This is a genomic window from Demequina litorisediminis (assembly GCF_030161615.1).
In the GTDB taxonomy this organism is placed as follows: domain Bacteria; phylum Actinomycetota; class Actinomycetes; order Actinomycetales; family Demequinaceae; genus Demequina; species Demequina litorisediminis.
On the sequence record NZ_BSUN01000001.1, the window covers coordinates 1,413,618 to 1,434,092 of the forward strand.

General features: G+C 66.9%; 20 protein-coding genes and 8 pseudogenes. 20 read left to right on the top strand and 8 right to left on the bottom strand.

The features are described 5' to 3' along the window. Positions 1-65 precede the first annotated feature (65 nt). Both QQK48_RS08675 and QQK48_RS08680 read left to right on the top strand, forming a co-directional pair. A complete protein-coding gene (locus QQK48_RS08675) occupies positions 66-656 on the top strand; it encodes a DUF805 domain-containing protein (RefSeq protein ID WP_284328189.1) in 591 nt (196 codons plus the stop codon). A gap of 116 nt (positions 657-772) precedes the next feature. Then, positions 773-1,525 (top strand): SDR family oxidoreductase, encoded by a 753-nt coding sequence (locus tag QQK48_RS08680; protein ID WP_284328190.1) that lies wholly within the window; start codon positions 773-775, stop codon positions 1,523-1,525. Between the two features lie 130 nt (positions 1,526-1,655). Here QQK48_RS08680 and QQK48_RS08685 read toward each other — a convergent pair. After that, positions 1,656-2,750 (bottom strand): annotated as a pseudogene (locus QQK48_RS08685) (inositol-3-phosphate synthase). Between the two features lie 163 nt (positions 2,751-2,913). After that, positions 2,914-3,351, bottom strand: a complete 438-nt coding sequence (locus QQK48_RS08690; protein WP_284328191.1) for a PadR family transcriptional regulator — start codon at positions 3,349-3,351, stop codon at positions 2,914-2,916. A gap of 679 nt (positions 3,352-4,030) precedes the next feature. On the opposite strand from QQK48_RS08690, the pseudogene QQK48_RS08695 reads away from it, so the two are divergent. From QQK48_RS08695 to QQK48_RS08700, 3 genes and pseudogenes are all read left to right on the top strand, one after another. After that, positions 4,031-4,981: pseudogene (locus QQK48_RS08695) on the top strand (transglycosylase domain-containing protein); the annotation flags it as partial. Beyond that, positions 4,914-5,408, top strand: a pseudogene (locus tag QQK48_RS21630) (hypothetical protein); the annotation flags it as partial. The pseudogenes QQK48_RS08695 and QQK48_RS21630, both read left to right, overlap by 68 nt. 124 nt (positions 5,409-5,532) lie before the next feature. Next, the gene (locus QQK48_RS08700; protein ID WP_284328193.1) at positions 5,533-6,012 is read left to right on the top strand and encodes a hypothetical protein; all 480 of its coding nucleotides are present in this window, start codon (positions 5,533-5,535) and stop codon (positions 6,010-6,012) included. A gap of 117 nt (positions 6,013-6,129) precedes the next feature. On the opposite strand, the gene QQK48_RS08705 is transcribed toward QQK48_RS08700, so the two are convergent. Genes QQK48_RS08705 through QQK48_RS08715 form a run of 3 tightly spaced genes read right to left on the bottom strand, consistent with a single transcriptional unit; the run spans position 6,130 to position 8,405 of the window. Then, positions 6,130-6,447, bottom strand: coding sequence for a hypothetical protein (locus QQK48_RS08705; RefSeq protein ID WP_284328194.1), 318 nt, complete (start codon positions 6,445-6,447; stop codon positions 6,130-6,132). A 4-nt stretch (positions 6,448-6,451) separates the two neighbouring features. Continuing rightward, positions 6,452-7,354, bottom strand: a complete 903-nt coding sequence (locus QQK48_RS08710; protein WP_284328195.1) for a carboxylate--amine ligase — start codon at positions 7,352-7,354, stop codon at positions 6,452-6,454. 1 nt (position 7,355) lies between these two features. Beyond that, complete coding sequence (locus QQK48_RS08715; protein ID WP_284328196.1) at positions 7,356-8,405, bottom strand: carboxylate--amine ligase; 1,050 nt, start codon at positions 8,403-8,405, stop codon at positions 7,356-7,358. A 545-nt stretch (positions 8,406-8,950) separates the two neighbouring features. On the opposite strand from QQK48_RS08715, the pseudogene rpsF reads away from it, so the two are divergent. The 5 genes and pseudogenes from rpsF to dnaB all read left to right on the top strand — a co-directional run bounded on the left by rpsF (position 8,951) and on the right by dnaB (position 12,340). After that, a pseudogene (rpsF, locus tag QQK48_RS08720) lies at positions 8,951-9,285 on the top strand (30S ribosomal protein S6). A gap of 10 nt (positions 9,286-9,295) precedes the next feature. Next, positions 9,296-9,784 (top strand): annotated as a pseudogene (locus tag QQK48_RS08725) (single-stranded DNA-binding protein). Between the two features lie 32 nt (positions 9,785-9,816). Next, positions 9,817-10,053: a 30S ribosomal protein S18 gene (gene rpsR, locus QQK48_RS08730; protein WP_084079523.1), complete on the top strand. Its 237-nt coding sequence runs from the start codon at positions 9,817-9,819 to the stop codon at positions 10,051-10,053. Positions 10,054-10,080: 27 nt separating this feature from the next. Beyond that, a pseudogene (gene rplI / locus QQK48_RS08735) lies at positions 10,081-10,514 on the top strand (50S ribosomal protein L9). Positions 10,515-11,024: 510 nt separating this feature from the next. Beyond that, positions 11,025-12,340 (top strand): annotated as a pseudogene (dnaB, locus tag QQK48_RS08740) (replicative DNA helicase). Between the two features lie 2 nt (positions 12,341-12,342). Here dnaB and QQK48_RS08745 read toward each other — a convergent pair. Next, positions 12,343-13,215 carry a substrate-binding domain-containing protein gene (locus tag QQK48_RS08745; protein ID WP_284328197.1) on the bottom strand — a complete coding sequence of 291 codons (873 nt, stop codon included), beginning with the start codon at positions 13,213-13,215 and terminating at the stop codon, positions 12,343-12,345. A gap of 16 nt (positions 13,216-13,231) precedes the next feature. Next, positions 13,232-13,546: a LacI family DNA-binding transcriptional regulator gene (locus QQK48_RS08750; RefSeq protein ID WP_348523550.1), complete on the bottom strand. Its 315-nt coding sequence runs from the start codon at positions 13,544-13,546 to the stop codon at positions 13,232-13,234. A 220-nt stretch (positions 13,547-13,766) separates the two neighbouring features. Here QQK48_RS08750 and QQK48_RS08755 point away from each other — a divergent pair, with 220 nt between their 5' ends. The 9 genes and pseudogenes from QQK48_RS08755 (at position 13,767) to QQK48_RS08800 (ending at position 19,972) form a co-directional block, all read left to right on the top strand. Beyond that, positions 13,767-13,928, top strand: coding sequence for a hypothetical protein (locus tag QQK48_RS08755; RefSeq protein ID WP_284328199.1), 162 nt, complete (start codon positions 13,767-13,769; stop codon positions 13,926-13,928). Positions 13,929-13,981: 53 nt separating this feature from the next. Then, a pseudogene (locus QQK48_RS21635) lies at positions 13,982-14,248 on the top strand (extracellular solute-binding protein); the annotation flags it as partial. A gap of 163 nt (positions 14,249-14,411) precedes the next feature. Then, positions 14,412-14,924 carry an extracellular solute-binding protein gene (locus QQK48_RS21640; RefSeq protein ID WP_431308415.1) on the top strand — a complete coding sequence of 171 codons (513 nt, stop codon included), beginning with the start codon at positions 14,412-14,414 and terminating at the stop codon, positions 14,922-14,924. Between the two features lie 241 nt (positions 14,925-15,165). Beyond that, on the top strand, positions 15,166-16,104 hold the full coding sequence (locus QQK48_RS08765; RefSeq protein ID WP_284328201.1) for a carbohydrate ABC transporter permease: 939 nt from the start codon (positions 15,166-15,168) through the stop codon (positions 16,102-16,104). Further along, positions 16,097-16,585: an ABC transporter permease family protein gene (locus QQK48_RS08770; protein WP_284328202.1), complete on the top strand. Its 489-nt coding sequence runs from the start codon at positions 16,097-16,099 to the stop codon at positions 16,583-16,585. The genes QQK48_RS08765 and QQK48_RS08770 overlap by 8 nt, the downstream gene beginning before the upstream one ends. Positions 16,586-16,627: 42 nt before the next feature. Further along, positions 16,628-16,951 (top strand): ABC transporter permease subunit, encoded by a 324-nt coding sequence (locus QQK48_RS08775; protein ID WP_348523777.1) that lies wholly within the window; start codon positions 16,628-16,630, stop codon positions 16,949-16,951. Further along, on the top strand, positions 16,948-18,129 hold the full coding sequence (locus tag QQK48_RS21645) for a sugar-binding domain-containing protein (protein WP_431308319.1): 1,182 nt from the start codon (positions 16,948-16,950) through the stop codon (positions 18,127-18,129). Before QQK48_RS08775 ends, QQK48_RS21645 begins: the two co-directional genes overlap by 4 nt. Then, a complete protein-coding gene (locus QQK48_RS08790; protein ID WP_431308320.1) occupies positions 18,126-19,862 on the top strand; it encodes a glycoside hydrolase family 2 TIM barrel-domain containing protein in 1,737 nt (578 codons plus the stop codon). Before QQK48_RS21645 ends, QQK48_RS08790 begins: the two co-directional genes overlap by 4 nt. Then, positions 19,772-19,972 (top strand): beta-galactosidase small subunit-related protein, encoded by a 201-nt coding sequence (locus QQK48_RS08800; RefSeq protein WP_284329350.1) that lies wholly within the window; start codon positions 19,772-19,774, stop codon positions 19,970-19,972. The genes QQK48_RS08790 and QQK48_RS08800 overlap by 91 nt, the downstream gene beginning before the upstream one ends. 11 nt (positions 19,973-19,983) lie before the next feature. On the opposite strand, the gene QQK48_RS08805 is transcribed toward QQK48_RS08800, so the two are convergent. Continuing rightward, positions 19,984-20,238, bottom strand: coding sequence for a hypothetical protein (locus tag QQK48_RS08805; protein ID WP_284328203.1), 255 nt, complete (start codon positions 20,236-20,238; stop codon positions 19,984-19,986). An 82-nt stretch (positions 20,239-20,320) separates the two neighbouring features. Between QQK48_RS08805 and QQK48_RS08810 the strand changes: the two genes are divergently transcribed. Next, a complete protein-coding gene (locus tag QQK48_RS08810; RefSeq protein ID WP_284328204.1) occupies positions 20,321-20,461 on the top strand; it encodes a hypothetical protein in 141 nt (46 codons plus the stop codon). Positions 20,462-20,475: the final 14 nt, after the last annotated feature.

Here is a 20,475-nt window from a genome sequence, read left to right on the forward strand (position 1 = left end):
CTAGGGGTGTCGTCGCCACAGCGGTGGGCACTAGGTTGAGTGCGACACGATGCGAAGGGGATGTCATGGGTTTCGGCGAGGCCATCAAGAAGTGCCTGGGGTCGTACGCGACGTTTGAGGGTCGCGCGCGACGCCGCGAGTTCTGGTGGTTCTACCTGTTCATCAACCTGGTGCAGTTCGTCGCGATGATCGTTTGCTACGTGCTGATCTTTGCGGCGCTGGCGCCCATGTTCAGCCAGGTCGATGCGAACGGCGTGCTGCCGGACGATGCCTATCAGGACGTCTGGTGGTGGCTGATCGCGGTCGCGGGCGTGCTGGCGATCGGCATCGGGGTGGCGCTGTGGATTCCGTTCCTGGCCGTGTCCGCGCGGCGTCTTCACGACATGGGTCAGACCGGTCACTGGCTGTGGCTGAACCTGGCGAGCCTCGGCATCGTGCCGATCATCATGGCGTTCTTCGACTCGCAGCCCCACGACAACAGGTGGGGGCCCGACCCGAAGGCCTCCGAGCGGGTTCAGGCGTGGGCGCCGCAGTATCCCGCCGCGCAGGGCCAGGCGCAGGCGCAGGGCCAGCCCGGCCAGCCGGTGCAGCAGGCTCAGCCGATGCAGCAGACCCAGCCGGGCGAGCAGCCTCCCACCCCAGGCGCCTGGGGCTGAGTTTTCGTAGGCGTACACCGGGATCCGGCTCCCGGAGTTGATGCGCACCTATTCCCCGATCTCGCGGTGCGCGAACGGGGCGTGCGAAGCCGCATGAATCGCGGCATGGTGGGGTGATGACCACTCCACAGCGCATCGCCATCGTGGGCGGCCACGGCAAGGTCGCCCGCCTCCTCGTCCCGATTCTGGTGGGCCGCGGCCGCGAGGTCGTGCCGCTCGCCCGCTCCGAGGATCACCTCATCGCACTTGCCCGCATGGGTGCCTCGCCACGGCGTCTCGACATCGAGAGTGCCTCGGTCGACGTCTTTGCTGAGGCCTTTGAGGGCTGCGATGCGGTGGTGTTTGCCGCCGGCGGCGGTCCCGATGGCAACATCGAGCGCAAGAGGACGGTCGATCTCGAGGGATCGACCAAGTCGATCGCCGCCGCCAAGGCCGCCGGGATCACTCGATTCGTCCAGGTCAGCGCCATCGGAGTCGACCAACCGCTCCCGGCGGAGACGGAGCCGGTCTGGAAGGCGTACGTGGAGGCCAAGCGAGATGCCGACGCGGCGCTGCGGGGCTCGGGCCTCGACTGGACCATCGTCCGGCCGGGAGGCCTGACCGATGAACCGCCCACCGGCCTGGTGCGCCTTGCCGAGGAGGTCGAGCGTGCCCAGGTGACGCGCGCCGACGTCGCCCACGTGCTGGCGGACTGCCTGGATTCTCAGGCGAGCATCGGCCATCAGTGGGAGCTCGTAGGCGGCGACGTGCCTATTGCCCAGGCGCTCAGCGCCGCGACCGAGAGCCTAAGCCCGCCGTCGCATCGGCCGCTTCCCGCGGTTGATTTTGTCTCATCTGACGCCTTAGACGAGTCAAATGGATCCATTTGACGGAAAAGGGGTGAGGGCGCGGACGGACACCTGACCCCGGACACGACGAGGCCCGGATCACCCCCACACTGGGTGATCCGGGCCTCGCGTCGTGCATGGGCCGTGTCGAGGCGGCCCGTTCGGGGACTCCTTAGCGCTCAACCTCGCCGGCGATGAAGGCCTCGAGCCTGGGCACGGCCCTTGCCGTCCTCCATCTGGACCGGCGGCGACTTCATGAAGTAGGTCGCGGCGGAGAGGATGGGGCCGCCGATGCCGCGGTCCTTGGCGATCTTCGCGGCGCGCACGGCGTCGATGATGATGCCGGCCGAGTTGGGGGAGTCCCACACCTCGAGCTTGTACTCGAGGTTCAGGGGAACCTCACCGAAGGCCGAGCCCTCGAGGCGCACGTACGCCCACTTGCGGTCGTCGAGCCAGGCGACGTAGTCCGAGGGGCCAATGTGCACGTCGCGGCCGTCCTTGATGCCACCGAGGGGGCCGGACAGGTTCGAGGTGACGGCCTGGGTCTTCGAGACCTTCTTGGACTCCAGGCGCTCGCGCTCGAGCATGTTCTTGAAGTCCATGTTGCCGCCGACGTTCAGGTGGTACGTGCGGTCGAGGCGCACACCGCGGTCCTCGAACAGGCTTCGCCATGACGCGGTGCGTGATGGTGGCGCCGACCTGCGACTTGATGTCGTCGCCGACGATCGGGACGCCGGCAGCCTCGAACTTGGCCGCCCACTCGGGGTCGGAGGCGATGAAGACGGGCAGGGCGTTGACGAAGGCCACGCCGGCGTCGATGGCGCACTGGGCGTAGTACTTCGCGGCCTCTTCGGAGCCCACGGGGAGGTAGCAGACGAGGACGTCGGCCTCGGTGTCCTTGAGGACCTGGACCACGTCAACGGGGGCCTCGTCCGACTCGACGATGGTCTGGCGGTAGTACTTGCCAAGGCCGTCGAGGGTGACGCCGCGCTGGACCTGAATGTCGGTCTTGGGGACGTCGCAGATCTTGATGGTGTTGTTCTCGGAGGCGAGGGTGGCCTCGACGAGGCTCCTTGCCGACCTTGAGCGAGTCGACGTCGAAGGCCGCCACGAACTCGATGTCCGAGACGTGGTAGTCACCGAACTGGACGTGCATGAGGCCCGGGACGGTCTCGTCGGCGGGGGTGTCCTTGTAGAACTCGACGCCCTGGATGAGCGACGTCGCGCAGTTGCCCACGCCGACGATCGCGACACGCAGTGAAGCCATGCTTGATCTCTCCTTAGTTGTCACCCGCGGATGCGGTGTGTGGGTTCTCTCCGCGGGATGCGGAACGTTCGTTTTCGATGAGGCTTGTCGAGCCACTCGACCTCGCGCTCGACGCGCTCGAGTCCGTGCCGTTGAAGGCTCCGCCGTGTAGGCGTCGTGGCGCTCACGCACGCGCGCAAGCCCCTCCGAGATTTCCTCGAGCCTTCTCGGACAGTCGGGAGCGCCTGCCCTCGAGGATTCGCAGGCGCGTCGCGGAGTCGGTGCGCGTGAACAGCGAGAAGCGCACGTCAAAGGTTTCGTCGTCCCACGCCGATGCCGTGGAGGAGGCGAGCTCGGCGTGCAGCCGTGCCTTGCCTGCGTCGGTGAGGCGGTAGGCGATGCGGGAGCGCTTGGAGCCGGTGGAGCGGGCGTCGTTGTCGGCGTCGCCGATGATCTCGCCGGACGCGACCATGCGCTTGAGGCACGGGTACAGCGATCCGTAGGCGAGGGCCCTGAAGGGGCCGAGTTCGCCGCCGAGGCGCTTGCGGATCTGGTAGCCGTGGAGCGGCTGCTCGGCGAGCATGCCGAGGATGGCGAGCGACAAGACGTCGGTCTTGGCCATGCGCTTCTCCTCGGTTCAGGGGGCCGATGCCCGGGCCGGTGAGGCCAGCCGGGCACGGTGACGCGGTGGTGCCGCGGCCATTCACCATAGCACCGCGTTGTATCGTGACGATACATCGCACCGCGGTGTTTCTGGGGGCCAAGTGAGACGAATCGGTGCCCTTGAGCGTTGGATGCCATGAACCGCACCCGCCGCACCGGGTGCGTCCCCGCCGCGCCAGGCGCCCACCATGGGGCCTGCCTACTCCTTAGGGTTGACTCCGTGACCGACTCCTCGAAGAACCCCGAGCGCCGTTCGACGCGCGCCGCCACGGGCACGCAGCCCCAGCGGGCGACCACCGGCGTGCAGCGCACCGCCTCCGGCAAGCCCGCCAACGGCACTCCGCCGTGGAACTCGACGGGGGTGCACGCCACCACCAAGTCGTCCGCGGCCAAGGGAGCGAAGGCGTCCACGAAGTCCGGCGGGGGCAAGGGTGGTTCTGGGGGCGGCAAGAAGGGCGACCCCCAGGAGCCCCTGGGCTGGAAGGGCTGGCTCAAGCGCATCAGCCTGTGGATCCTGCTGGCGATCCTCGCGGTCACCATCATCGGCATCGTCGCTCTGGTGATCGTCTACATGCGCATCGAGGTCCCGGAGCCCGATGACTTCGCTCAGGCGCAGTCGTCCGTCTTCTACTACGCCGATGGCGAGACCGAGCCTGGGCAGGCTCGGCGTCGCCGACCGCGAGTCCGTGTCGATCTCTACGCTTCCCGACTATGTGGGCCAGGCTTTCGTGGCGGCCGAGGACCGCACGTTCTACACGAACCCCGGCATCAACATCCCCGGCATGGTGAAGGCGCTGTGGGACACCGTGGTGCTGGATCAGCCCCGCGGTGGATCCTCCATCACCCAGCAGTACGTGGAGCGCTACTACGTGGGCGAGACCACCACGTCGATCCAGGGCAAGATCAAGGAGACGCTGCTCGCGGTCAAGATTGACCAGGAGCAGACCAAGGACGAGGTCCTGGAGAACTACCTCAACACCATCTACCTTGGGCGCGGCGCCTACGGCATCGAGGCCGCCTCCCGCGAGTACTACGACAAGCACGCCGCCGACCTCACGCTGTCCGAGGCGGCGATGCTCGCGGGGATCGTCCCCGCACCCAGCGCGTGGGACCCCAAGGAGAACCACGACAAGGCCGAGCAGCGCTGGAACTACGTGCTTGACGGCATGGTCGACGCTGACTTCATCTCGCAGACCGACCGTGACGCGGTCACCGAGTTCCCCGAGCCCATCGAGTACTCCAACCAGGACGTGTTCGCTGGCCCGGAGGGCTACATTCTCTCGACCGCCCTCGACGAGGTCGAGGCGGAGACCGGCATCTCGCGCGACGAGATCGAGTCTCAGGGCTACCGGGTGACGACCACGATCATTCCTGCGCACCAGGAATCAACCGAGGCCGCCGTCGCGGAGATGCCCGATGACCACGCCGAGAACCTGGAGGCAGCCGCGGTCACGATCGACGCGACCACGGGTGCCATCACCTCGATGTACGGCGGTGCCGACTACCTCGAACGCCAGCGCAATGCCGTCACCCAGGACGTCGCCCAGGCAGGCTCCACCTTCAAGCCCTTCGCCCTGGTCTCCGCGCTGGAGCAGGGCATCGGCCTGGAGAGCCGCTACCTCGCCAACAACGAGATGGAGTTCGACGGCTTCGACCAGCCCGTGCGCAACTTCGGCGGTAGGAGCCTACGGCTACGTGGACCTCATCGAGGCGACGCAGGACTCGATCAACACGGCCTACGTGGGCCTGAACGAGGACGTGACGCCGCAGGCGACCATGGAGACCGCGATCCGGGCTGGCCTTCCCGAGGACACGCTGGGCCTCGAGGCGAACCTCTCGAACGTGCTCGGCACGGCGTCGCCGCACACCCTCGACATGGCCACCGCGTACGCGACGTTCGCGACCGGAGGCGTGAAGCACGACTCGTACATCATCGCGAGCGTGACCGACAAGGACGGCGAGACCGTCTACAAGCCGAATACCGAAGGTGAGCGCGTCTTCAGCGAGGACGTCATGGCGGACACCACCTACGCGATGCAGCAGGTGGTCCTCTACGGTTCCGGCTACACCGCGAACCAGGCTGGACCGACCCATCGCGGGCAAGACCGGAACGTCGAACGACAACCGCTCCGCATGGTTCGTGGCGTTCACCCCGCAGATCGTGGGCGCGGTGGCGCTGTACCAGGTGGGCGAGGACGGATCCGTGGAGGAGATCGACCCGTTCGGCGGCTACACCCAGATCACCGGCTCCACCGTTCCCGCGGACGTGTGGACCGCGATGATGGGCCCCATCCTCGAGGACTACGACGTGGTCGAGTTCCCCGAGCGGGCCGATGTGGGCGAGACCAAGAACGCCTGGACCCCTGCGCCCGATCCCGAGCCCAGCGCCACCCCGTCGGCGACCCCGTCGCAGACCACCGAGGCGCCTGAACCCGAGCCGACCGAGACCAGCAAGGAGCCGGAGCCGGAGGAGACCACCAAGACTCCGAAGCCGGAGGAGACCACCGAGACTCCCGACCCCGAGGAGACCACGGAGGAGCCGGACCCCGACGACTCGACCGAGGCGCCGGATCCTGACGAGCCCGATGCGGGAGCCACCGTCGCGCCCAAGGTTCCCTAGGCGCGGACCGGCCTAGCGTCGGGCTCGGCCTGGCCTAGCGCGCGGCGCGGACCGCGGCCTCGGCCTGCGCCCGTTCCGCGCGCTGCGTGGAGCGCGGATACCAGGTCCGATACTTCTTCACCTGGTTGAGTGGTGCGCCGCCACGTACGCCCAGCGGCGGGGCTGGCGCTCGCGCCGGTTCCACAGCGGGTTCGAGATGGCCTTCGCGCGGGTCACGCGACGCACCGCGGCCTTCACGTCGTCATCGAGGAGGTAGCGGCGCAGCAACGTGCGCGGCACCACCGTGAACAGGTGCTCGCGCGTGGCGGGGTCGCCGTCCTGGACCGCGTCTGTGCCAAGGATCCAGTCGCGCACATACGCCACGGCAGGGTTGAAGCCCGAACCGGTCACGTAGTAGTTGGAGCGCGACAGGCGCGGGTTGAGCTCGAACAGCACGGTCTCACCGGTGCGCGGGTCCAGGCTTCATGTCGAAGCTTCCCGCACCCACCCAGCCGATGCCTTCCAGCATCCGCTCCAGGCCGGCGACCGTCGCATCGGCCGTGGTGGTGAGGACCACCGAAGAGTTGCCGAGCGTACTCGGGGTGTGTTCCTGCAGCAGCACATGCCCGAACACCGTGCGGCGGGCGCGTCCGGCGCGGTCCAGGTAGGTGTTGGTGATGCGCAGCGCGGAGTCATCGCCGGGGATGAGGTCCTGGATGATGAAGGTGTCGCGGTAGCCCGCCGCGTGGACCTTGGTCAGGAGGTCCGTGAGCGCCTCGGGAGTGTCCACGGTGTGGACCTTCTCCTTCCCGGCGAACTCGACGTGGTGATACGCGGCCGTCGAGCCTGCCTTGGCGATCACGGGGAAGCGGAGGTCGCCGGTATCCACCTCGACGCCGGCGGCAAGGTCCGCCACCACGGTGTGGGGATGTGCCAGGCCGTACTCGCGGCACAGGTCCTCGAAGCCGTGCTTGGAGGTGACGAGGTCGAGGAGCTCGACGCCCACATATGGCACCACGATCGCCGGCTCAAGGTCGGCTCGACGCTCCACGAGAATGCGCACCAGCCAGTCGGCGCTCGCGATCGCGATCACGTCCGCCCCGGGGTGCGCGGCGGCGATGCCCTGGAGGGCGGCGACGCAGGCATCGGGCTCATCCATGTCCGGGTGGACGGCGTTGACGACGATGTCCGAGTCCCTGACCACGCCGTTGAGGGTGGTCGACATGAGGATCGAGCGCACGCCGTAGGCCTCGTGGAAGGCCCGGGCCAGCGAATAGCCGCCGATGTCGCCGCCAAGGATGACGGGCACCAGGGTGCGGCCGGCGATCTCGTGCGCGTAGGGGGCCGATGCGTCTGCGGTCACGTCAGAATCCCGTCTCCGTGGGGTGGGGGTAGTACTGGCGGTACTTCATCGCGAGCCGGGCGTCGAGGGCCGCCACGTACAGGCGGCGCTTCAGCGACGCATCCTTGCGGTAGCGCAGCGGGTGGAAGACGCCGTGGCGCTTGCGTGCGGCGTCGACCTTGGCGCGCAGGTCCGGGTCAAGCAGGTAGCGACGCAGCAGCCACCACGGCACCACCGAGTACAGCACCTCGCCGCCGGGCATCGCGGGCAGCGAGGCGTCGCCCGCGGGGTTGGCGGCGGCAAAGTGCTCGGGCAGGAGGTCGCGGGCCACGGCGTCGACGACGTTGACGCCGGAGGAGGTCACGTAGTGGTTGTTGCGGCCGATGCGCGGGTTCATCTCGAAGAACACGTTCTCGCCCGTGCCCGAGTGGACCTTGTAGTCGAAGTTCGCGAAGCCGTAATAGTCGGCGGCGTGAAGGAACCGCGTCGCGGCGGCAAACGCGTCCTCGTCCACTCCCGTGAGGATGGCGGCCGGGATGCCCATGGTTCCGGGCGTGTGCTCCTCGAGCAAGACCTGGCCACCGGCCATCAACGTCACCTGCCCCGCACGGTCGCGGTACGCGGTGAGGGAGCGCATGTGGGTCTCGTCACCGGGGACGAACTCCTGCACCAGGAACTCGCTCGGGTACTGCGCCGCCTCAAGGTGTGCGAGGACCTCGGTGAGCTCGGCCTCCGACTCGAAGTGGTGGATCTTGCTCTTGCCGGGGAAGGCGACCTCGAACCAGTCGGCGCTCGCCGAGGGCTTGCCAATGAGCGGATACTCCAGCCCACGCTCGGCGATGGCGGCGACAACGTCGCCGCTGGCGACCACGGCATCGGCCGTCTGTCCGGCGAACACCACGGAAAGGCTGCGGGGCGTGCGCACGCCGACGCCCTCGCACACCTCGGCGAACGCGTGCTTCGAGGAGACCTTGTCGAACGTCGCGAGGTCGCAGAACGGCAGGTTCCAGCGCGGATCGATCTCGTCGCGATGCTGCGCGAGGGTGCGCACATGCCAGTCGAGGTTGGTCATGAGGACCAGGCTCGTGATCGGGGTGGTCCGCGGCGACCTCGTTGAGGCGGCGCACGATGGTCTCGGGGGTGTGGATATCGGGCTCCAGCACCCAGGGTGCCAGCGTCGAGTGACGGAAGAACGTCGTCACCACCTTGGCGATGACCATGACGTCCCAGCCGTACTTGTCGCGGGCGGCGCGCTGGAATGCGTAGGTGCCGATGTCCCCGCCGAGCGTGACGAGCAGGACGGGCTTGGTGCTCACGTGGGGTGCCTCCTCAGGTCCGGCGACCAGTCTACGAGCGCCCACCCCCGACAGTTTGAACCAATCCGCGGCGCGCCACGCCGTTGCGGACGGCCGATGCGGCGGCTGGCACGGCGTGTCGGCCGCCACTTCGGTTCAAAGTGAGGGGTGGGACGTGCGCCTGGCGCGTGCGGGGCCACCCGGGGTATCCTTGAGGGCCGTCAACGCGCGCTCCACCTGGTGTGCACGCTGCACGGCAGCATCAACCCTCCTGCCATGGAACGTCCATGGCCGCTTAAGTCCAGAGGAGGTGGGTTACACGATGCGTAGTTACGAAATGATGGTCATCCTCGATCCCGAGGTGGATGAGCGCACGGTCGCACCGTCGCTCGAGAAGTACCTGAACGTGGTCACGACCGACAAGGGCACCGTCGACAACGTCGACGTGTGGGGTCGTCGTCGCCTGGCCTACCCGATCAAGAAGAAGAACGACGGCATCTACGTCGTCATCAACTTCACCGCGGAGTCCGCGACGGCCAAGGAGCCTGGACCGCCAGGCTCGGCCTGAACGAGACCATCCTCCGCACCAAGCCTGCTGCGTCCCGACGCCAAGTAGCACCGATCCCGACCGCAACCAATTTCTTAGACGAGACCTAGGGGAATACACATGGCAGGCGAGACTCCGATCACCATCGTGGGCAATCTGACCGGCGACCCGGAACTGCGTTTCATCCAGTCCGGCGCTGCTGTTGCCAACTTCACGGTGGCGTCCACCCCCGCACGTTCGACCGTCAGTCGAACGAGTGGAAGGACGGGGACACCCTGTTCATGCGTTGCTCCCTGTGGCGCGAGGCCGCGGAGAACGTGGCCGAGTCGCTCACCAAGGGCATGCGGGTCATCGTGACCGGCCGCCTGGTGCAGCGCTCGTTTGAGTCCAACGGTGAGAAGCGCTCGGTTGTCGAGCCTGCAGGTCGACGAGGTCGGCCCCTCGCTGCGTTACGCCACCGCCAAGGTGAACCGTACGCAGCGTCAGGGTGGCGGCAACGGCGGCGGCGGCTTTGGCGGCGGTGGCTTCGGTGGCGGTTCGGCTCCGGCTGGCGGCTCGAGCAACGACCCGTGGGCCTCGGCCCCGGCGTCCGACGAGCCCCCGTTCTAAACACTTCATTTCCACATTCAGGAGCATCAAGAATGGCTAAGCACGACATCCGCAAGCCGCGGAAGAAGGTGAACCCGCTCAAGGCGGCCAAGGTCGACAAGATCGACTACAAGGACACCGCCCTGCTGCGTAAGTTCATCTCGGACCGCGGAAAGATCCGCTCGCGTCGCGTGACCGGCGTGTCCGTCCAGGAGCAGCGCGAGATCGCGCGCGCGATCAAGGTCGCACGCGAGATGGCCCTTCTCCCCTACGCCGGCTCCGGCCGCTGATCGGGGGCAAGAAGATGGCCAAGGCTCATCCTGACCCACGAGGTCGCAGGCCTCGGCATCGCCGGTGACGTCGTTGACGTCAAGGACGGCTACGCACGCAACTACCTGGTTCCCCGCAAGTGGCCACCCCGTGGTCCGCCGGTGCGGAGAAGCAGATCGAGGCGATGCGTAAGGCTCGTCGCGCGAAGGAGATCGCGTCCGTCGAGGAGGCCCAGGCCGCCCGCGACTCGCTCCAGTCTTCGCCGGTCAAGGTCGCCGTGACCGCGGGTAAGAACGGTCGCCTCTTCGGCGCCGTCACCCCCGCGGACATCGCCGACGCGATCGGTGAGCGCGCGAAGGTCGACAAGCGTCGCGTGCACATCGGCCAGCCCATCAAGGCGCTGGGCGAGTACGCGGTGCAGATCTCGCTGCATGACGACATCTCCGCGACCGTCACCGTTCAGGTGGTGGCCGCCAAGTAAGGCGTCCGAGCAGTCCTCGAAGGCCCGGTTCCGCAGTTGCGGGGCCGGGCCTTCGTGCGTCCCATGGCGTGCGCGACGCCTGTGGACAACGGCCGATGCGACACGCCGAAATCCGACACGCCGAGGACTTTTCGGGCAGATCTTTCCACAGCCTGAGGATGATTAAAGTCCCTGGTAACAGCGTCTGGCGGGGAGTTTTCCGGCCGCTTTCCACAACTGTCTCCACAGTCGTTCCTAGGAGTTCTACACAGGTCATCCACGGTCCGTCGGAAGTTGTCCACCGCTCGGCCACCACTTCTCCACCGCGGTGCCCGATGCCGGTTTGTTTTGCGCGGCCGCGGCACCTATCTTGACGGGGCGGACTCGCGCGTGAGGCGCGATGTCAGTGGGGCGCGGCATCGTGGTGGGTGAGCCACCACGCCGGTCCGCGACGCACAGGTGAAGGGCGGAATGCATGTCGATCGATGAGCCGAGTCGGGCTACGATCCCGAGCCGCGCACCTACGAGCGCCTGCCTCCTCAGAATCTCGAGGCCGAGCAGTCGGTCATCGGCTCCATGCTGTTGTCCAAGGACGCGATGGCTGACGTCATCGAGTCCATCAGGGCCGACGACTTCTACAAGCCCGCGCACGAGAAGATCTTCGATGTCGCGGTGAAGCTCTACAACGGCGGCGATCCCGTGGACGCATTGACCGTGGGCGCTGAGCCTGCAGCGCACCGGTGAGCCTGTCCCGCATCGGCGGCGCCGAGTATCTCCACACCCTTATCGCGATGGTGCCCTCCGCGGCATCGGCCGGCTACTACGCGAAGGCTGGTGCGCGAGCAGTCCATCCTGCGCCGCCTGGTCGAGGCGGGTACCCGCATTGCCGCGATGGGCTACGACGGCGACGGCGCGGAGATCGACCTCGTGGTCGACGGCGCCCAGGCCGAGATCTTCGCCGTCACAGAGCGCCGCAACTCGGCTGACTACCTCGCCATCGGCGACATCATGGAGGCCACGCTCGAGCAGATCGATGCCGCCTCCGCGCACGACGGCTCGATGCGCGGCATCCCCACGGGCTTCAAGCAGGCTCGACGACCTCACGGGTGGTTTGCAGGGCGGCCAGATGGTCGTCATCGCGGCGCGTCCGGCGATCGGTAAGTCCACCCTTGGCCTCGACATCGCCCGTGCAGCATCCATCAGGAACAACAAGGCCTCCGTCATCTTCTCGCTGGAAATGAGCCGCGAGGAGATCACTAAGCGCATGCTCGCCGCTGAGGCGAGCGTGAAGCGACCAGGCTGACCAAGGGGCCGATGGGCCCGAACGACTGGGAGCGACTCGCGCAGACGGCCGCCCAGATCGCCAAGGCGCCGCTGTTCATCGATGACTCGCCCAACATGACGCTCATGGAGATCCGCGCCAAGTGCCGTCGCCTCAAGCAGCAGCACGACCTCAAGCCTGGTGGTGCTGGACTACCTGCAACTGATGAGCTCGGGTCGCAAGGTCGAGTCCCGTCAGCAGGAGGTCTCCGAGTTCTCGCGTGCGCTGAAGCCTACTGGCGAAGGAGATTGACGTTCCCGTCATCGCCATCTCGCAGGTGAACCGTGGCTCGGAGCAGCGTGGAGACAAGAAGCCCATGCTGTCCGACATGCGTGAGTCGGGCGCCATCGAGCAGGACGCGGACATCGTGATCCTGCTGCACCGCGAGGATGCTTACGACCGTGACAACAGGCCCGGCGAGGCCGACTTCATCGTCGCCAAGCACCGTGCCGGTCCCACCGACTCGATCGCCGTCGCGTTCAAGAAGGACTACGCGCACTTCGCGGACATGGCCCAGGACATGTAGCGCTATCCCCACCTCCGCACTGGTCGATTTTGGTCATCAAGAGGCCCTTGATTGACCAGAATCCACCAGTCCGGGGAGTGCGGGATGGGGGTGGGCGTCAGACGCCCACGCGGGGAGGCGCGGTCGACTCCCGTCGCACCAACGCGGTAGGCACCGTGACGTCGGGAATCTCCGCGGAGCGCGGCTGGCCGATCTGGTCCACTACCAGGCGGAACAGGCTCGTTGCCGATGGCCGTGAAGTGCTGTTTGACGGTGGTCAGCGGAGGCTGGGTGAAGCGGCTGAGTGACACGTCGTCGAAGCCGATGACGGAGACGTCGTCGGGCACGTGGCGGCCGGCCTCGTGCAGCGCGGCGAGGACGCCAAACGCCGTCTCGTCGTTGGCGCACGCGATGGCGGTCACGGAGGGGTCCGAGGCCAACGCGGTGCCACCCGCGAAGCCCGAGTCGGCGGTCCAGTCCCCCACGTACGGTTCCGGGACCTCGGCGCCCGCCTGCACCAGGGCCGTATGCCAGCCGGCGCGCCGCAGGCGCGCAGGCTCAGAGTCCGCGGGCCCCGCCACGTAGTGCACGGTTCGATGCCCCAACTCGAGCAGATGCTCGACCGCCATGCGCTGACTTCCGAGTTCGTCGGACACCACACACGGGTAGACCCCGTGGACGCGAGAGTCGCTCACGGCGACCGGCATGCCCGGTGGCAGCGCCAACTGCTCCGTGGAGTGGCCCTCGGAGCGGATGATGATGAGCCCGTCGACGGTCTGGTGGCGCAGGCGGTTCGCGGCAGGGGTCCAGCCGTCGTGCGCGGCGTCCTCGACCGTCACCAGTGTGACGCCGTAGCCCTCGGCCTGTGCGGCGCGCAGGACGGCGTCGGTGATCATGGATTCGCCGGTGCGGTCAAAGCGATGAGCCAGAAGGCCGATGCTTCCGAATCTGCCGTCGCGCAGCGCGCGAGCCGCGTGGTTCGGCGAGTATCCGAGCCTGTTCCATGGCGCGCAGCACCCGATCCCGGGTCTCTGGGCGGACGGCGTCGGACCCGGTCGAGACCCTGGACACGGTCTGGGCGGACACCTCAGCAAGCCGGGCCACGTCCCTGATGGACGGCCCCCTGGTGTGCCCGCCGCGAGCATCATTGCGCGGCATGCGGCGAGTGTAGGGGTAACAAGCCGAGAATGTCATGTTGACGTTCCCATTCGCACCCGGAGATGCCATCCGGCCGCCAGATCCCGTTACCTGATCGTGATGAACATGGTGGTTCCACTTGCCCGGATGACTTGCTATGTTAACGAGAACAACCCCGGGGAGGGGCTCGTCACTACGGTCGAAGTGGACCGCGGACGACCGGCTCCACGCCAGGGGAGTTCATATCCGGTGGGCGTTCGACGTGGTTCGCCCGGTATCCGGCGCGACCCGAATCGAAGGGTGGTCAACGATGACCAAGTTCCGTAACGGCGTAGTGATGGTGGCAGCCGCCACCCTCGCCTTCAGCCTCTCCGCCTGCTCCAGGCTCCGACGACTCGACCGACACCCCCAGCGGCGAGGCAGCGAGCGGCGACAACACCCTCACCGTCTGGGCCTGGGACCCTGCCTTTAACATCTTCGCGATGGAAGAGGCCGAGAAGGTCTACCAGCAGGAGCACCCCGACTTTGAGCCTTGAGATCCAGGAAGTCACCTGGGAGGACCTCCAGCCTCGCCTCACCACGCTCGCTCAGTCGCAGGAGTTCGAGGAGCTCCCCGACATCTTCCTGATGCAGAACAACGCCTTCCAGAAGAACGCGATCAACTACCCCGACCTCTTCACGGACATCACCGACTCGGGTATCGCTTTCGACGAGTTCCCTGAGGGCGTGACGGCCTACTCGACCCTCGACGGCGCCAACTACGGTGTGCCGTTCGATGCCGGGACCGCGGTCAGCGCGCTGCGCACCGACATCCTGGAGGAGGCCGGCCTCACGGTCGACGACTTCACGGACATCACCTGGGATCAGTACATCGAGCCTCGGCAAGCAGGTCCTGGAGGCCACGGGCAAGCCCATGCTGTCCGGCATCGCGGGCGAGCCCGACACCATCCTGATGATGCTGCAGTCCGCCGGCCAGAGCCTGTTCGACGACGAGGGCAACCCCACCATCACCGACAACGCGGCGCTTGCCGACGCTATCGACATCTACTCCCAGATGGTCGAGGCCGGTATCTACCTCGAGGTCAACTCGTGGGACGAGTACATCGGCTCGCTGGTCAACGGCAACGTGGCGGGCACCATCAACGGTATTTGGATCTCGGGCTCGCTGCAGACCGCCGAGGACCAGTCGGGCAAGTGGAACATGACCAACCTGCCCATCGTCGACGGCATCGATGGAGCCACGCACTACTCTGCCAACGGCGGCTCGTCGTGGGCCGTGAGCTCCAACGCCAACGTGGAGCCTCGCGACGGACTTCCTCGCCTCGACCTTCGCCGGTTCGACCGAGCCTGTACGACACGATCCTCCCCGCCTCCGGCGCGGTGGCGAACTGGCTGCCTGCTGGTGACTCGGACGTCTACGCCGAGCCCCAGGAGTTCTTCGGTGGACAGCCCATCTACGCCGACGTGATCTCGTTCGGCGCCGAGGTTCCCGCGAACAACACGGGCGCCTACTACTACGAGGCTCGCGACGCCGTCGGCGTGGCGATCACTCAGATCATGGGTGGCACCGACGCCGCCTCTGCCCTCGGTGAGGCGCAGAGCACCGTCGAGTTCGCGATGAACTAACCCCATCTCGAACAGGGAGGGGGCCGGACGCCCGGCCCCCTCCCGCACCTCCCAGGGAGATACCTGTGTCAACGATGACCCCCGTGGCGCTCGAGAAGCGCCCCAAGCGCAACAAGCGCGGTACCGGAGCCAGGCGCGACATGTCGCCGGCCGCCCGCCGCCGCAGCCTCACCGGATGGGCCTTCCTCATCCCGGCCGCCGCCCTCATCGGCATCATGATGTTCTGGCCGATGTTTCAGGCGCTGCTCCTGTCCTTCCAGACGGGACGCGGTTCCGCCCTCGATTGGGCCGACCCGCTGCTGTTCAACTACGAGCGCATGCTCAACGACGACATCTTCCGCCTGACCCTCACGAACACCCTGCTGTACCTCGTGATTCAGGTGCCGATCATGTTGATCTCGGCGCTCGTCCTGGCGAACATCCTCAACAACCCCCGCCTGCGCTGGAAGGGCTTCTGGCGCACCGCGATCTTTGTGCCCGCCGCCATCTCGCTGGTCTCGTACTCGCTGGTGTTCCGCACCATCTTCGCGACAGACGGCCTCGTGAACGACATGCTGCTGGCGGTCCATCTCATCGATAGCCCCATCAACTGGCTCGGCAACACTGACACCGCCCGTCTGGTGATCATTCTTGGTCTGCTGTGGCGTTGGACCGGCTTCAACGTCATCTTCTATCTGGCCGCGCTGCAGAACATCGACCCGACCACCCTTGAGGCGGCGAAGATGGACGGCGCCGGCCCCATCCGGACCTTCTTCTCGGTGACGATTCCGCAGATGAAGCCGATGATCCTGCTCACCGTCATCATGTCGACCAACGGCACCATCCAGATGTTCGATGAGTCGTACAACCTGACCCGAGGCGGGCCCGCCAACACCACGATGACGATGTCGCACTACTTGTTCGACGTCTCATTCCAGAACAACCCCAACTTCGGCTACGGCGCCGCACTGTCCTACGTGATCCTCATCATCGTGGCCGTGCTCGCCGCCATCCAGATGAAGGTCGGTGACAAGCGTGACTGACGTGGCAACGAAGCTCGAGAAGTCGCCCACGCGCACCACTGCGCGATGGCGCGGTGTCCCCAAGTACGTGTTCCTGTCGATCGTGGCGCTGCTCTCGATCGGCCCGCTGTACTTCATGGTGGTCTCCGCGACCAACACCACCCAGGACGTCTTGGCCTCCAAGATGATCCCCGGTGGGAACCTCATCGCGAACTGGCAGTCACTGACCGAGTTCCAGGACGTCGGCTCCGCCATGTACCACTCGGTGCTCAACGCGGTCGTCACGACGGTGCTTGCGCTCGTGGTCTGTTCCATCGCCGGCTACGGCTTCGAGGTCTACCACTCGCCCAACAAGGACCGCCTCATGTGGGTCCTGATGCTCGCGATGATGATTCCGTTCGCGGCGACGATGATTCCCCTGTTCCAGGCTTGTTCGCTGACGCGGGACTCATCAACTCGACCTGGGCCGTGGTGCTCCCCGCGATTGCGACGCCGCTGCTGATCCTGCTGTTCCGGCAGTCGGCACGCAGGCTTCCCGCACGAGATCATCGAGGCGGCGCGTCTCGATGGGCTGAAGGAGGTGGCGATCTTCTTCAGGATGTTCGTCCCCACCATGAAGCCCACCTATGCGGCCGCGGCGGTTATCACCTTCATGACCGCGTGGAACAACTTCCTGTGGCCCAAGGTCATCCTGGTGAACCCGGATTACCAGACGATGCCGATGCTCATCTCGAACTTCACGGGTGGCTACGTCGTGGACTACGGCGCCCTCATGCTCGCGGTGCTCATCACGTCGCTGCCGACCATCATTATCTTCTTCGTCCTGCAGCGTTCGTTCGTCGCAGGCTTCACTGGAGTCGTCAAGTGACTTTCGACATCACCCGCATCACCGACCCCGAGTACGTTCACGACAACCGGCGCGTCGCCCACAGCGACCACCGCTGGTTCGCTTCCGCCGACGAGGCGGCTGCGGGCGTGAGCTCGTTCGAGCAGAGCCTGAACGGCCTGTGGAAGGTGCACCACGCCAAGAACCCCTCGATGATCATCGACGGCTGGGAACAGTCCACCTGTGACGTCGAGGGCTGGGACGACATCCCGGTGCCGGCGCATCTCCAGATGCACGGTTACGACCGGCCTCAGTACGCCAACGTCCAGTACCCCTGGGACGGCTCCGAGGACCTCGAGCCGGGCCAGGTGCCCACCCTGTTCAACCCCGTCGCCGCCTACGTGCGGCCCTTCACGCTGGACAAGCCGCTTGCCGAGGGCGAGCGACTGTCCGTGACCTTCCACGGCGTAGAGAGCGCCGTGGCGGTCTGGCTGAACGGCGCGTACGTGGGTTGGGCGACGGACTCGTTCACGCCCAGCGAGTTCGACCTGACCGAGCACCTGGTGGACGGCGAAAACCGCCTCGCGGTGCAGGTGTTCCGCTGGACCGCCGCGTCGTGGCTCGAGGACCAGGACTTCTTCCGGTTCCACGGGATCTTCCGCGACGTCACGCTGTACCGCCGGCCCACGGTTCACGCCGAGGACCTGCGCCTGGAGACCACGGTCGCCGCGGATCGCACGAGCGCGACCGTCGCGCTCGCGGTGAAGGTGGAGGGCTGCGGTGAGGGCGTGGGCAGCGTGCGTGCCCGCCTTGGGGATGGCACGGAGCCTTGCCGCCGATGCCGAGGGTCGCCTGAGCGTGACCGTCGCCGACCCGCACCTGTGGAGCGCGGAGGACCCGTATCTGTACGACCTCACGGTCGAGGTGCTGGACGCCGCGGGCACGGTCGTCGAGGTCATCCCGCAGCGGGTGGGCCTGCGCCAGGTCGTCATCGAGGACGCGCAGATCAAGGTCAACGGCGAGCGGGTGGTGTTCTACGGCACCAACCGTCACGAGTTCGGCCCCCGCGGCCGTGTGGTCACCCGCGAGGAGATCGCCGAGGACCTGCGGATCATGAAGCGCGCCAACATCAACGCGGTGCGCACCAGCCACTACCCCAACCAGACGGCCTTCTACGAGCCTGTGTGACGAGATCGGCCTGTACGTCATCGACGAGATGAACCTTGAGACCCACGGCATGTGGGACAAGGTGGCGTACGGCGAACTCACCATCGAGGAGGCGCTGCCCGGCGACCGTCCCGAGTGGCGTGCCGCACTGCTTGACCGTGCCGCCTCCATGTTCGAGCGCGACAAGAACCACGCGAGCATCGTGATCTGGTCGCTCGGTAACGAGTCCTTCGGTGGCTCCGTGCTGCTCGAGGTGGGCGACTGGTTCAGGGCCACGGACCCCTCGCGTCCCGTGCATTACGAGGGCGTTCACTGGGACCCGCGGTACCCCGAGACCACGGACATCACCAGCCAGATGTACACGTTCGCCGCCGATGTCGAGGCGCACCTTCGCGAGCACAGGGACAAGCCGTTCCTGCTGTGCGAGTTCGCGCACTCGATGGGCAACTCGTTTGGCGCGGTCGACAAGTACATGGACCTCACCGAGTCGGACCCCCTGTTCCAGGGCGGTTTCATCTGGGACTTCGTGGACCAGACGCTGCCGATCACGGACCGCTACGGCGTCGAGTTCCTTGGCTACGGAGGCGACCACGGCGAGGCGCCGCATGACGCGGAGTTCTCCGCCAACGGCATTGTGTTCGCGGATCGCACCACCACCCCCGCCTACCAGGAGGTGCGCTACCTCTACCAGCCGCTGCGCACCACCATCGGCACGGACTCGTTCGAGGTGCGTAGCCGTCGCCTGTTCACCGGAACCGGCGACGTCGAGGCCATCGTGACCCTGTCCCGTGAGGGCGTCGCGGTGCGCGAGGAGCGCGTCGAGATCGACGTTCCCGCAGGCGAGACCCGCTCATACCCGCTGCCGTTCACGGTGCCCGCCTCCGGCGAGCACACCGTGGACGTCTCGTACCGCCTCGTGCGTTCTACCTCGTGGGCCGCGGCCGGCTACGAGATTGGCTGGGAGCAGGCCGTGGTGGGGACGGCCGATGCCGTGGTCACCACCGCATCGGCCCCTCGGGTGGTGGAGTCGACGCACAACGTTGGCGTCCACGGACCGCACTTCTCGGTGCTGTTCTCGCGACTGCACGGCGGGCTGGTCTCCTACCGCTACGGACGCACCGCCGACGGTGGCCACGAGCTGCTGCGGGACATGCCGCAGCCGAGCTTCTGGCACGCGCCGACCTCGAATGAGCGGGGTTGGGGCATGCCGTTCCGTGACGGTCAGTGGCTGCTCGCCAGCCGGTACCGCAAGCGTCGTGAGGGCCACGAGAAGCCCACGGTGACGCGCCACGACGACTCGGTGTCGATCGCGTACTTCTATGACCTGCCCACCGTCCCGGTGAGCGAGGTGGACGTCACGTACCGCGTGTTCGGCGACGGCCGCGTGGAGGTCACGGTGGATCTGCGTCCCGGTGACGGTCTTCCTGACGCTCCCGAGATGGGCTTCCAGATCGAGGTTGACGCCGACCTACGCCGTCTCACCTGGTACGGCGAGGGTCCGCACGAGTCCTACGTGGACCGTCGGGGCGGCGCACGCCTGGGGCGTTGGCAGTCCGATGTGCGTGACCAGGCTCACGCCATATGTGCGTCCGCAGGAGTCCGGCAGCCACACCGGCGTACGGTGGGCCGAGGTGATGAGCGATGCGGGCCTTGGGCTGCGGCTCGACAGCGTGGGCGGCATGGAGCCTGTCCGCGCTGCCGTGGACGCCATACGAGGTCGAGAATGCCCGGCACCCGAATGAGCCGCCGCCCATTCACCGCACGGTGCTGCGTCCCGCGCTCATGAGGCGCGGGTCCGGCGGCGACCAGTCGTGGGGAGCCATGACGCATCCGGAGTACCGGGTGCCGACCGGCGCCCTGACGTTTACCTTCGGATTCCAGGGAGTGCTCCGCTGAGTCACACCACCTCACCTCACGGCGCCGTCCACTCGGACGGCGCCGTGAGGCTGTCCGCGCCAGGCGCCGAGTTCGTCCTTGACCTCTCCGGCGGCTATCCCGTGGTGCTTCACTGGGGCGCCCCTCTCGGTGACGTGTCTGTCGCTGACCTGAGGACGCTTGCCGCGGCGCCCGTGCCGGGCGCCGACCTCGACGAGTTCATTGACCCTGGACTGCTGCGCGAGAACGCGCGCGGGTTCACGGGCCGCCCCGCCTTGCGCGGGCACCGCGGGCGCCAGGATTTTTCGCCGCTGTTCGCCGTCGAGTCGGTCGAGATCTATCGCGAGGAGTGCAGGGTACGGTTGGCCGATGCCGCCGCCGGGCTTGAGCCTTCACCTCACCCTGAGCCTCATCGAGGACGGCATCCTCTTCATCGATCAGGCGCTGTTCAACACCGGCGACGACGCCTACAGCCTCGACGAGGCTCTCGGCCTGGCTGCCCGTCCCTGACCGCGCCACCGAGA

Coding starts and splice junctions, on each gene's coding strand:
- QQK48_RS08675 (WP_284328189.1), top strand. CDS start 66: ATGGGTTTCGGCGAGGCCATCAAGAAGTGCCTGGGGTCGTACGCGACG.
- QQK48_RS08680 (WP_284328190.1), top strand. CDS start 773: ATGACCACTCCACAGCGCATCGCCATCGTGGGCGGCCACGGCAAGGTC.
- QQK48_RS08690 (WP_284328191.1), bottom strand. CDS start 3,351: ATGGCCAAGACCGACGTCTTGTCGCTCGCCATCCTCGGCATGCTCGCC.
- QQK48_RS08715 (WP_284328196.1), bottom strand. CDS start 8,405: ATGACCAACCTCGACTGGCATGTGCGCACCCTCGCGCAGCATCGCGAC.
- rpsR (WP_084079523.1), top strand. CDS start 9,817: ATGGCTAAGCACGACATCCGCAAGCCGCGGAAGAAGGTGAACCCGCTC.
- QQK48_RS08745 (WP_284328197.1), bottom strand. CDS start 13,215: ATGATCACCGACGCCGTCCTGCGCGCCGCACAGGCCGAGGGCTACGGC.
- QQK48_RS08750 (WP_348523550.1), bottom strand. CDS start 13,546: ATGGCATCTCCGGGTGCGAATGGGAACGTCAACATGACATTCTCGGCT.
- QQK48_RS08755 (WP_284328199.1), top strand. CDS start 13,767: ATGACCAAGTTCCGTAACGGCGTAGTGATGGTGGCAGCCGCCACCCTC.
- QQK48_RS21640 (WP_431308415.1), top strand. CDS start 14,412: ATGCTGCAGTCCGCCGGCCAGAGCCTGTTCGACGACGAGGGCAACCCC.
- QQK48_RS08790 (WP_431308320.1), top strand. CDS start 18,126: ATGAACCTTGAGACCCACGGCATGTGGGACAAGGTGGCGTACGGCGAA.
- QQK48_RS08810 (WP_284328204.1), top strand. CDS start 20,321: ATGCCGCCGCCGGGCTTGAGCCTTCACCTCACCCTGAGCCTCATCGAG.